7 protein-coding genes are annotated in these 12887 nt (G+C 47.5%); 5 read left to right on the top strand and 2 right to left on the bottom strand.

The window, feature by feature from the left end:
* Positions 1–2 precede the first annotated feature (2 nt).
* Together B5X68_RS10745 and B5X68_RS10740 are read right to left on the bottom strand one after the other, a co-directional pair.
* Positions 3–485: a hypothetical protein gene (locus B5X68_RS10745; RefSeq protein ID WP_082214674.1), complete on the bottom strand. Its 483-nt coding sequence runs from the start codon at positions 483–485 to the stop codon at positions 3–5.
* 85 nt (positions 486–570) lie between these two features.
* A complete protein-coding gene (locus B5X68_RS10740) occupies positions 571–4596 on the bottom strand; it encodes an ATP-binding protein (RefSeq protein ID WP_082214673.1) in 4026 nt (1341 codons plus the stop codon).
* 197 nt (positions 4597–4793) lie between these two features.
* Between B5X68_RS10740 and B5X68_RS10735 the strand changes: the two genes are divergently transcribed.
* The 5 genes from B5X68_RS10735 to B5X68_RS10715 all read left to right on the top strand — a co-directional run bounded on the left by B5X68_RS10735 (position 4794) and on the right by B5X68_RS10715 (position 12846).
* Complete coding sequence (locus tag B5X68_RS10735; RefSeq protein ID WP_170916626.1) at positions 4794–5357, top strand: RNA polymerase sigma-70 factor; 564 nt, start codon at positions 4794–4796, stop codon at positions 5355–5357.
* 113 nt (positions 5358–5470) lie between these two features.
* Positions 5471–6508 (top strand): FecR family protein, encoded by a 1038-nt coding sequence (locus B5X68_RS10730; RefSeq protein ID WP_082214671.1) that lies wholly within the window; start codon positions 5471–5473, stop codon positions 6506–6508.
* Between the two features lie 214 nt (positions 6509–6722).
* Positions 6723–10049, top strand: a complete 3327-nt coding sequence (locus tag B5X68_RS10725; RefSeq protein ID WP_229208362.1) for a TonB-dependent receptor — start codon at positions 6723–6725, stop codon at positions 10047–10049.
* A gap of 33 nt (positions 10050–10082) precedes the next feature.
* Positions 10083–11573, top strand: a complete 1491-nt coding sequence (locus B5X68_RS10720) for a RagB/SusD family nutrient uptake outer membrane protein (RefSeq protein WP_082214669.1) — start codon at positions 10083–10085, stop codon at positions 11571–11573.
* 100 nt (positions 11574–11673) lie between these two features.
* Positions 11674–12846 (top strand): FG-GAP repeat domain-containing protein, encoded by a 1173-nt coding sequence (locus tag B5X68_RS10715; RefSeq protein ID WP_082214668.1) that lies wholly within the window; start codon positions 11674–11676, stop codon positions 12844–12846.
* Positions 12847–12887: the final 41 nt, after the last annotated feature.

Here is a 12887-nt window from a genome sequence, read left to right as displayed (position 1 = left end):
TCTTATTGCCTGCTAACCGCAAAATACGGTGTGCCATTTACCTTGATCTCACGTGTTTCATTGGCAATCCTTAATATGTAGTGCGCAGAAATTTTATCCGAATTGAGGGTCAGCTCGTAGTCACCCACTGCCAATTCCGAAACATCCAGGAGATTACCGTAATATCGCGCAGCTGTTTTGTCTTTATGCAGGGCATGTCCGGCCGCGTCATAAAAATGAAAGTTAAGGTCAATGCGATTAGGATTAAAAATGTATACAAACACTTTCCCATCGTCCTTGATTGTAATCCTTGGCAACACCGCAAAATGAGTAGTCAATGGATTTGCAGCTGAACCTGCGCTTGTGAAAGCGTTCGTTGGAGGCGCATCATGTTGAAAATGGGTGTGACCTGCATAGGCCAGATCATTTGCTTGTGCAATGCTTTCATAAAAAAGTAAGGAAAGTAAAAGCGCAAGCAGCAAAGTCATTAATTGAAGATTTTTCATAGCTAAAATTTTTTGTTGTTTGAGGCTGCAAAGTTGCTATGAGTTGCGCCTCCGAGACTTGTAATCTGGAAGCATATCCAGGTAATTATGCGTCTTTTTGCGAAATTCGGGCAGAATATTCGGTTGGAGTCTCACCAAATTCCTTTTTAAAGCTCTTGCTGAAATATGATTGATCATTAAAACCAACCGCATAGCCGATCTGCGTGATCGTATCCGCTTTTTGCCGGATCATCTCCGCAGCCTTTTGCAAACGCAAGTCCCGGATAAAGTCATTAGGGGCAAGTCCGGTGAGGGCTTTTAGCTTCCTAAGCAGCTGTGTGCGGCTCAGGTTCATATCCTCGGCCATCTTCTCGACCGAAAAAAGCACATCTTCCATATTCGCCTCAACGATTTCTTTGGCCCGCATCAAAAATTTGTCATCGAGCGACATTTCCTCCGGTGTAGTCACATGAACACGAATGCGTTCCCGGTAACGCTCTGCCAGTTTTTTTCTGAGTTCAATCAGATTTCTGACCCTGACGGATAATTCTTCAACAGAAAATGGTTTGGTCAGATAGTCGTCCGCACCCGTTTTTAACCCATCGATCCGCGATTCTTGGCCGCTCTTTGCAGTGAGCAAGATCACGGGAATATGACTGGTGCGCTCGTCTGATTTAATGTGGCCGGTGAGCTCCATACCATTCATTTTGGGCATCATCAAATCGCTGATAATCAGACTTGGCAGCACTTTGCGCGCACAAGCAAGCGCTTCCACGCCGTCAGGCGCCTTGAAAACGGTGTAATCCCCTTCAAGCAGCGATTCCATATAATCCCTGAGCGCTGTATTGTCTTCCGCAATAAGAACCGTTTCCCTAAGTTCCGGGCTGCGGATCTCCGGTTCTGTTTCCTTCCACACAGGCTTGACGGGAACGTCTAAATTCGGTTCCAGAACTTGCAGTTCATATTCGCCGGGTTGATTTTTAATACGCTGGCCTTCGTTATAAGCGTTTTTGTGAATGGGTATTTCAATTGAAAAAACAGAACCTTGGCCCAGCTCACTTTGAAGCTTGATGCTTCCATTGTGCAACCGCACAAGCTCCTTGACGAGCGCTAATCCTAAACCAGTCCCGCCATCCTGATTCTCGACGGTTTGCCGGGCCTGATAAAATGATTCAAAAACCTGCTTCTGTTCGTCCGGCGCGATTCCTTTCCCTGTGTCCGATACAGCAATGTGAAGAATTTGCTGACCTGCCTGCTCTTCTGTACGGGCGGTAAATGTCACTAAACCGCCCTCTTGTGTAAATTTGAATGCATTCGAGAGCAGGTTAATGATGATTTTTTCGAGCTTATCACGATCAAACCAGGCTACTGCTGCGGGCAGATCGATGTTCTTTTCAAAACTAAGCCCCTTATGCTGTGCGAGTGAGTCAAACGAGGAGGACAGAATGTTCAAAAATTGGTATAAATCACCTTCTTGGACCTGCAATTCCATTTTACCGGCTTCCAGCTTCGACAGGTTCAGGAGTTGGTTCACCAGTTCCAGTAACCGGTTGGCATACCGCTTCATCATTAGCAGCCTGCTTTGTTCGGCCGTTGGTTTTTGGCGTAATTCTTCTTCTAATGGTGCCAGAATGAGCGTCAAAGGTGTCCGGAATTCGTGTGAGATATTGGCAAAAAACCGTGACTTCATGCGGTCCATTTCTTTCAGTTCTTCGGTTTGCTGCATGATTTTCTCAGTGCGTTCACGGACCGTATTTTCAAGGATCAGCTTTTCATTTTGTAATTTTCTTTCGCGAAACCGGACCAGCATAACGGCTAGTCCGCCCAGCAGCAGCGCATAAGTTGCCACCGCCCACCACGTGCGATACCAAGGCGGAAGAATGGTAAATGCAAGCCTGTCTTCTGCCCCCGCCTGACCATATGCGTCCCTTCCCCGAACGCGAAAAACGTAATGTCCTTCCGGCAAATTGGTAAAATCAACGAATGATTCAGCCGACCAGACTGACCAGTCGTCCTGAAAGCCTTCGAGAATATATTGAAATTCATTCCTGGAAGAAAGATCATAGCTCGGTAATGCAAACTGAAAACGCAATCCTTTATGGCCAAAGGCAATTTTCGGTGGCGATTGCGGGTTTCGAAAACGGATCAGCGAATCCTTATTGATTGAAATCTGCCGGATCAATGTTTTAAATGGTTTTATAGCAGCAGTTTTAATGTTCTTATCCAAAAGCACGATCCATTTGTTTGACCCGAAAAGCATAAATCCATCCCGATTATCGTGAACTTTTGAAATGAGCGCATCAGAAAGTCTTCCCGAAACGGGCAATCTGTGTAAGCCATTTTTTGCATATTCAAAAACGTGGCTTTGATAATGATGGTAAAGTGTAAACCACATGGCACCATCGCGGCCCGCAACAATCTCGTTGATCCAGCCACCTTTATAAGACGCTACACCGGCCGTGAGCACGGAATCAACTTCAAAACGGCGCGTCGACGGGTTAAATCTGTGCATTGCTTCGTCCGTGGAAGCGTAAACCGCATTCCCTACCCTTTCGAGCCAGCGGATTTTATTGGATGACAGGCCATTTTCAGGGCCGTGGTGAATGAGCTTAAATGTGTCGCGGAGCGAATGCGCTTTCCCGGACGTTTGCCAGGCCATTTCATAGATGCCATTTCTTCGGCTATTGATTAAAATCGTCCCGTCAGCGGCGCGCGCAAAGCTGTCTGAATAGAATTGCATATTATCGCGCCTGCCACCTTGAACCCATTTGCCATTTGAAAAAATCAGCTCGGTGAGCCCGTTTCCTTCCAGGCCCACCATTAATTGTAAGGGCATTTGCGCAGTCCGCGCTTCCTCCACGCGGACGACATTTTCTTTGGCTATTTTTGAACGCTTTCCATTTTGGTCTAAAACAAAAACGCCGTCGTAGTTGGACACAATTAACTCATTACCAAATGCCTGACAATGCATTGTCAGGTTATCAATCCCGTCTATTTTTTTGAAATAAGGTTTGAAAATACCTTGTGAGAGCACGCTGTTCAGCTCAAAAATCCCCTTGCTGTTGGTTGTAAAAAGCTTGTTGTTAAAGACCTCGATATCCATCGGGTTTTCGTCCAGGCCATGATTTTCATTCAAAACCCGCAGCGGCGAATTAATTTCAAGACGGCTGATGCCATTGTCCGTTGCCAGCCATACATCCCCTTCCGCATCCTCAAAAACCGAATAAACCGCGTCACTGGGCAGCCCCTCCTTGCGCCCAATGTTATTCCGGATCGTCCCATTCCGATCCAACAGATAAAACCCCGAACCCGTGGTTGCCAGCGCATAATCTCCATTGCTCAGCCGCAAACCATGATACACCGCGTCTCTGATCTGCACGCTTCGCTCATCCTTGGTAAACGGTTCAAGTTTGGAACCGTCATAAATGAAAAGTTCCTTGCTAAGCCCCACCGCCAGCATCTTATCTCCTTCATAGGGCAGCAAGCTGGTGAGTCCCATTCCTTTAAATGCCGCACCGCCTTTAATGAGTTTCAGCGAATCCTTTTCTTTCTTTAACAACCCGTGCTCGCTCGCACTTACATACAATGTGCCGTTGATCATCCACGCAAAACCAAGTGCTCCCCTGTTGCTTTTCCAAACTTTGAACTTCCCGTTGACCAGTTCGAGAATATGCAGATCGCAGACGAAATAAACGGAGCCTTTGTCCGCAAATGTGAACCAGATATTCCCAAAATTCCAGTCTGCGCGGTTAAGCTTATTCTTCAGGGAATGGAAAACCATTCTATTTTGGTCATTTGCAGCCAGGTAGCCCACTTCTCCCGACCCGCCCACATAAACGCGCCCTTCGGAATCCTTCGCCAGCGACCGCACCGGATTGCCTTCGGAAGTGGGAATAAGCTGCCAGGATTTGCCATCAAATTCGAGCACGCCCGAGTTATTGGCTGCATACATGATGCCATTATCGCCCTGCACCAATGCCCAGTTTTGAAAAGCAGCCTTGTAATCGTCTGTTGAGTAGTTGGTAATAAAAGGGAGGCTCTGCTGCCAGATCCGGCAAAGCGGTGAATCCGTTTTTTGCGCTGACACGTTCAGGCTCAGTGCCAAAGCAAAAAGCAGGAAGATTTTTTTCATATAACCAACATTAAGTTGATTTTTAGCAAGTTAAAAGGAATAAAAATATCGCTTTTCAAAAGCTTGTGCAATGCATGCCAAGCCGTTACGCCAGGTAAGTTAGTTAACGGGATAAAGAGCAGCGGGATGACAAGTAAAAAGGCTTACCCTGCTCGCTTTTTCTGTCGTTACGTTCATTAACACGTCACAATAACCCAGTGGATTCCGATTCTTTACATAGTGCCGAACAGACTCCTCGTCCGATAATCCTTCACAAAAACGATTTCGAGGCACTTTATAGGGAATACTGGCAGCGATTGTATGACTTTGCGCTCTGCAAAACGCACGATAAAGACGTCGCCGAGGAAATTGTTCAGGACCTTTTTGTCAACATCTGGGAAAAGCGTAAAGAACTGCGTGTTGTCAATGTGCAGAGTTACTTGTTCGTTTCTGTCCGAAATAAGGTCATCACATATTATAAGCAAAAGGTTTTTGCGGACCTGGACACAGCCAGCGACACTGTGGCTCCCGACTACCCATTATTTCTGGAAGAACTGGAAGCGGCATTGCAAGGTGCGATGGGTCAGCTGCCTCAAAAAACACACGATATTTTCCTCCTGAACCGCTTTGAAGGCAAGTCGGCCAGGGAAATCGCTGCCAAGCTGCACATTCCTGAACGCACCGTAGAATACCACATCACCCAGGCACTCCGCCAGCTTAAAGTCTTGCTCAGAAACAGCACAACGTTGCTGCTCGCATTTATTTCCAGTATTACATTTTAAAGATTAAATCCATTCAATTGCATTAATAGTATAAACTTTCCATGAATTTTTATGCTCATTTGCGGTGAGCGTTCCTTTTTTAGTCTTTATAAAAAGGGGCATTTAAATCGGACATGAGCAAGGAAAATTTTTATACACTTCTAAGCCGCTATCGAAGCGGGAACTGCACGGATCAGGAAAAACGATTGGTTGAGCAATGGTTTGCAACGCTCGACGAAGAGATTCCCCAGCGGACCAGCCAGGAAAACAATGCCATTGAGGAACGGATCTGGAATGCGATACAGCACCAGACGGAAGCTGAGAAGCCGGTTTTTCAAATGATGATCTGGAAGTGGGCTTCGGCGGCGGTGATTATTCTGGCATTAGGCTGGGCAGGATATCAGTATAAAAATTCCCGAAACCCTTTGCTGACAAACTCCGCCGTCAGCAGCGTGATCCATAAAAACCTGACCACAGAAACCAACAGCACCAACCAGCCAAAAGCCATTAAACTGCCCGACGGCTCTCAAATTGAGCTTTCTCCAAGTAGCAGCATTGCCTATGAGCCTTCCTTTTCAGGCGTCCGTAGAGAAGTTTTCCTGGAAGGCAAGGCATTTTTTCGGGTTCAAAGGGATACAGAGCGGCCATTTTTTGTGCATACCGGAGACGTGGTTACCAAAGTGCTGGGAACCAGCTTTTGGGTCAATGGCAGTGAAGATAAAAGCGCGATCGAAGTTTCTGTACTAACCGGTAAAGTTTCTGTTTCGCAACATGCCCGGGCTGACGGAACCGAAACGAGCAAAATCAAGGATGGTGTTATACTAACTGCCAATCAACGCGTTAAGTACACCGTACAAACACGCTCTTTCGAGACCGGCCTCGTTTCCAATCCTGTTCCGGTGATGGCAGAGAAAAAAGGGAAACCGGTTGCTGAATCATTTGATTTCCAGGACAATCCGTTTAGTGAAGTCATTGCAAAACTGGAAGAAACCTATGGAATCGAAATCATTCTGGAAGACGAAACCTTCACGGGTTGCCTTTTTAGCGGAAACATTACCAAACAGCCTCTTTTTACAAAACTGGACCTGCTGTGTAACTCGGTGAATGCAAGTTACGAAGTTAGGGGCACCCGGATACTGATCAGTGGGAAAGGCTGCGCAGTCACCAACTAAACCAGGAATACGATGAAGTAGATTGCCCGTAAAAAAAGAGCCGAACGTGTTGCGAGCACCTTCGACTCTCAGTTATCCCCCTTACTGTGTCTAACAAGTCTTCATTAAAAATTAATGAATGGAGAGGGGTTTTGCCCAACTTTTTCAAGCCCAAACAAAACGTTCAAAACTAATGAAAAAACGAATACGCCTTCATCCTCTCATCCTACAAATTATGAGGATCACCGTTTTACAGTCCATTTTATTATGTGTTGGCATATCTCTGGGCTATGCCCATGAAGGACGCACCCAGGATTTGCTGGACCGTTCTATCACGATCAAAGTGGAGAATACCGAAATCCGTAAAATCCTGACGCAGATTGAAGCGCAGGCCAAAGTGGAGTTTGTTTACAGTTCCAACGCCATCGGTGCCAACCGCAAGATCAATGTGGTGGCCGTAAATAAGAAGTTGTCGGAAGTGCTTAGTATGGCATTAAAACCACTGAACATTTCTTACAGCATTGTGGGCGGCCAGATTATGCTGCAAAAAATTCCCGAAAAACCTGCGCCCGGCAACCCTGAAAAAGAGGAAGCTGCGATTATTGACAAACAAATTTCAGGAAAGATAAGCGATTCAAAAGGAGGTGCATTACCCGGTGTAAGCATTGTCCTGAAAGGTTCGCAACAAGGCACGATCTCGGACGCTAATGGAGCATTCTCAATCAATGTGCCCGATGAAAATGCCGTCCTGGTGTTTTCATTTGTGGGATATACCAGCCAGGAAATTGCTGTGACCAATCAGAGCAGCATTGAAGTTGTATTGGGAGATGACGAAAAATCACTCGATGAACTGATCGTGGTAGGTTACGGAAAGCAATCGAACCGTCAGCTTTCCAGCTCCATTTCCACGGTAAGCGGTAAGGATCTTGCCGACTTACCCGTATCTCAATTCACACAAAAATTGCAGGGAAAGCTGGCAGGCGTACAAATTTCGCAAGCAACCGGCACGCCCGGTGCAGGCATGACCGTGCGTATCCGCGGCGCGGCGTCCATTACTGCCGGGGCCGACCCCTTGTATGTAGTTGACGGAAACCCCATCGTGGGCGGCATCAGCAACATTAACCCAAATGAAATTGAAAGCATCAGCGTGCTCAAAGATGCCTCGGCAACGGCGCTATACGGTTCGCGGGCCGCAAATGGCGTGGTTCTTATCGAAACCAAAAAGGCCGTTGCAGGCCAGACGCGCATTGATTACAGCACTTATTTCGGATTCCAGCAAGTGCCTCAGCGCGGCCGTCCGGATATGATGGATGCAAGGGAATTCGCGACCTGGCGTAAGGAGCTGGCCATAGAAAGAGGCCTGGATGTAGATCCTGTTTTTCAAAACCCAGAGCAATATGGAGCGGGTACCAACTGGTATGATGCCATCACCCGTACAGCACCTATGACAGATCACAGCTTGTCTTTGAGCACAGGTTCCGAAAAGTTCAGCACCACGGCTACGGCTGGTTTTCTTAGTCAGGATGGCGTGGTCGTAGGTTCGGGTTACAAGCGGTATTCGTTGCGTGTCAACACCAATTTCCGCCCGCATGAAAAATTCAACATTGGGCTGAATGTGGCTCCAACCTATGCTACCAACACCAATACGGGCGTTGACAACGTGGGTGGTGCTTTCAACGAGGCCCTGCAAACATCTCCGCTGGCGCCGTTAAGAAATCCGGACGGAACATTGACATTGACTGCTTTTTCTCCGGGGATGTTTGCAACGCCCAACTACGCCAGAACGCTGACAGACCGGGTGGTGAACAACAAAGACATCCGCATCCTTTCCAATATGTACGCTGAATATCAACCTTTAAAGGGATTATATCTGCGCACATCCGGCAACATTGATATGGGAAGCTCGCGTGGTTTTGTGTTCAACGGCACAACCACGGGTGAACGTGGTGTTGGTTTGTACAAAACACCAACATCCGTATTGAATCAGGGGTCTTACCTTTCCTGGGTTAATGAAAATACAGTGAATTATCAGAAAGAAGTTGGTCAACACAGCTTCGACGCCCTGATAGGATTTACTGCGCAAAAATTTCGTGAAGATGCAAGCGCCGTTAATGGAAGCAATTATCCGGATGATAAGGTGCAAACCATCAGCGCTGCGGGCACGATCACAGCATCCAGCGGCGTGCAGGAATGGAGCCTCCTGTCCTATCTGGCCAGATTAAATTATAATTACAAAGGAAAATATCTGGTTTCCGCTTCGATCCGGCGTGATGGATCGTCCCGTTTTGGCGTAGAAAACCGCTGGGGTAATTTCCCCTCGCTCTCGCTGGGATGGATCTTGTCTGAGGAAAGCTTTCTGGCAAGCATTAAAACAATCTCTTTCCTTAAACTCAGGGCCAGCTACGGGATTACCGGAAACTTCAACATTGGAAATTATACGCATATTCCTACCATATCCACAGCCAATTATGTTTTCGGCGGTGCACTGGCCGGCGGCAGAAGAGTGGATAACCTCGCCGATCAGGGAATTGGTTGGGAATCCAATGAGCAGTTCAACATTGGCCTGGACCTGAACCTGCTCAATGACAGGATCAATTTCACTTATAATTATTACCGCAAAAATACCAGCGACTTGCTCTTCAATGTCGGCGTTCCCCGGGCATCGGGCTATGGAAATATCCAGACCAACATTGGCGGGCTGAAATTCTGGGGACATGAATTCTCCGTGAGCACTTCCAATGTTCAGCGCGAGCATTTAAGATGGAATACAGATTTCAACATTTCCTTTGACAGAAATGAGGTCGTTTCACTGGGTAACAAAACTTCCCGCCTGATCACAGGTCCAGGCAGCGGCGTTATCGGCGGTTCGCACATTACAACCGTCGGGCAGCCGGTAGGGATGCTTTACGGGATGGATCACTTGGGTGTTTATAAAGATCAGGCGGATTTTGACAGTTCCCCCAAACACACCACTTCGCAGGTTGGCACGGCTAAATTCCGTGATGTGAACGAAGACGGCATCATTACTGTAGACGACGCGACCATTATCGGCAACCCGCATCCCAAGTTTATTTTCGGGATGACCAATACGCTTCAATACAAAAGCTTCGACTTTTCAGCAACCATATCAGGGACTTACGGCAATGATATCCTGCGCGGTTCGGAACAGACTTTGACGAATCTGGACGGTGTTTTCAATGTACTGGCCGATGTTAAGGACCGCTGGCGGTCGCCGGAAAATCCCGGTAAAGGCAGATACGGAAGTCTGGCGGCAGGGACCACTGGCCTGGAACGCGACTGGTGGGGCAGTCACATGGTTTATAAAGCCAGCCACATTTCCATTAACAATGTGACCCTGGGCTATGCTATTCCCCTTAAAACGACCAAAGGCCTGAAACGGCTTCGGGCCTATGCAAGCGTTCAGCAGCTGCACATTTTTACCAAATACCCTGGCTCCAACCCGCAAGTGGCCGTGAGCACAGCGTCAACAGGCTTGGGCATCGACGGAGGTTCCTATCCGGTTCCACGGACTTATACGCTCGGAGTTAATGTTGGGTTTTAAATATTTAAGCTAAAATTTTAATCGAATAAGGTCATGAGAATGAAGACCATATATATTTTATTGCTGTCCGCAGCGCTGGGATCGTGCAGCGATTTCCTGGACGTTTCTCCGCAAAACGCAGTAGTGCCCGCCAATTTTTTCCAGTCGGAAGCTGATTTTGCACAGGCTGTAAACGGAGCCTATGCGCCGTTGCAGACATTGTATAACAACCCGAGCAGCTGGGCAATGGGTGAAATGCGTTCAGACAACACCCACTTTTTTTATAACAATGATTTCCGCTCGCCTATGCCCGAGGAGATCGACGAATTCGTTAATGGAGCGGAAAACACGGTCACTGCCGATCGCTATTACATTAATTTTGACGTCATTGCGCGCGCCAACAAAATCCTTTCGGCTATTGATGACGTGAGTCTGGACAAAGCAAAAAGTGACAATTTCAAAGGGCAGGCGCATTTCCTGCGTGCATTGGCCTATTTTGATCTGGTTCGCTATTATGGCGGAGTTCCGCTTCCGTTGACTCCGGCCTCCGATCTGGCAACGGCAACATTGCCCAGGTCCAGTAAGGAGCAGGTTTATGCGCAAATTATCGAAGATGCCACTGCTGCCACCAGCTTACTGCTCGACAAAGCAACTCAGGAGCCGGGAAGGGCCACTTCGGGCGCTGCCTGGATGCTTCTGGGTGATGTGCACCTGGCTCTGAAAAACTGGCCCGCAGCCGAAAGCGCACTCGCCAAAGTGACGGGTTATGCGCTGGTGGGTGATTATGCTGCGGTTTTTAATCCATCCAATAAAAACAATTCGGAATCCGTCTTTGAAGTGCAGTATCTGCAAGGAACTTCACTGAACCTGTCCAGCTCATTCCCTTATGCGTTCGTGCCGCTCACGCCGGATTATGCAAAGCTTACATTGGGTCCGGTAGGATCGCAATCGGCTTCCGGTTCCGGGTGGAACATTCCTACTGATGATTTGCTGGCAACTTACGAAAGCCGCACCGTGGACAAGCGCTTTAATGCTTCAATTGGCTTTATCACAGGCCCTTCGACCGTTTCCGACACGAGCTATGTCAATTTGCCTTACATTAAGAAGTTCCAGTATGCGCATTCCGTATTCAACCAAACCAACACAAATTTCCCGATCTATCGTTATGCGGAAACTTTGCTGGCGCAGGCGGAGGCAGCGAATGAACAGGGAAAAACGGCTGATGCCCAAAACTTTCTGAACCAGGTGCGCAAAAGGGCGGGGCTTGCCAATACAACCGCGAACAACCAGGCAACACTCCGGGCGGCGATTTTGAAAGAACGCCGGATAGAACTGGCTTTTGAAAACAAACGCTGGCTGGATCTGGTCAGGACGGGTAATGCGATCAGTGTCATGAATGCTTACGGAGCCAAATTGAAGGCGAATCCAGCCTATTTCTACCTGACGCCGGCCACTTATACGCTGACTGAGAACGATCTTTTGTTCCCTATTCCTTTCCTCGAAATACAGGTCAATCCCGATCTGGATCAGAATCCGGGATATTAATGCATTATTAAAAGATTATTCCTAAACCCCGACGAAGTAAACGATCCCTGGCGCTCACCGACCAGGGATTCGTTTTCAAATGTTATGCAAATCAAACATTATGAAACGAAAATTGAAATTAATAACATTCATTGGCCTGCTTACAAGCTGCTTAACCGTATCAACCCAGGCGCAGCAAAAGGAAAAACGGGCTTCGCCGATCAAATTTGAGAAGAAAATGGTCGCTTCCGAAAGCATTGAATCCGTGGGTGTTTTTGATGTGGATAATGACGGCAAGCCAGACCTGGTTTCAGGTGAATTCTGGTATAAAGGCCCTGAGTTTTTCGACCGTTTCTACATCGGCGAAGTGAAGCGGGTAAGAGAATATTGGGATGATTTTGCCACCATTCCCATGGACGTCAACGGAGATGGCAAAATGGATTTCATCACGGGCGGCTGGTTTAACAAAAGCCTGATCTGGCGCGAAAACCCGGGCAATAACAAAGATCCCTGGAAAGACCATATCATTGACGAAACAGGCAATGTTGAAACTGCGCGCGCATGGGATGTTGACAATGACGGACACCTGGAAATTGTCCCCAACAACCCGAATCTCCCTTTCAAATTCTACAAACTGGACCGTGATAAATCCGGGAAAGCATTGGGCACATTCACAAAAGTCCAGATAGCCGAAAAGCAGGGCCACGGACTCGGTTTTGGTGATCTGAACGGGGACGGACGCGGCGATTTCATCATTAGTTCAGGCTGGCTGGAAGCGCCTAAGGACGTCCTGAAAGACAAATGGATCGCACATAACGATTTTATTTTTGAGGACGCAAGTGTGCCTATGATTGTAGCAGACGTGAATGGAGATTCCAAAAACGACATCATCGTAGGTCAGGCACATAGCTATGGATTGGATTGGTATCAACAAACATCAAAAGCTGGTAAAATAGCCTGGACAAAGCACGTGATCGATCCTTTCACTTCTCAGTATCATTCTATGGATTGGGTGGATCTGGACGGAGATGGCAAAATGGAACTGGTAACCGGAAAGCGTTATCGGGCGCATAACGGAGGAGACCCGGGCGAAAAGGATGTGGTAGGGCTGTATTACTTTCAGTGGAACGGGGAAACATTTGTGAAGCAAACCATTTCCCACGGCCCTTATGGCATTGGAAAAGGAATTGGGGTTTATTTTTCCATTGCAGATCTGACCGGGAATGGTCGAAAGGACATTATAGTGGCAGGGAAAGACGGGCTTTGCGTGTTTTTTAACAAGGGTAATGAATAGTTAAAACTTGAATCAAAAAGGCAACCAGCGCTCACCGGTTG

The sequence above is a fragment of the Dyadobacter psychrophilus genome (assembly GCF_900167945.1).
Classification (GTDB): Bacteria; Bacteroidota; Bacteroidia; order Cytophagales; family Spirosomataceae; genus Dyadobacter; species Dyadobacter psychrophilus.
This window is presented reverse-complemented; position numbering and strand designations above follow the sequence as displayed.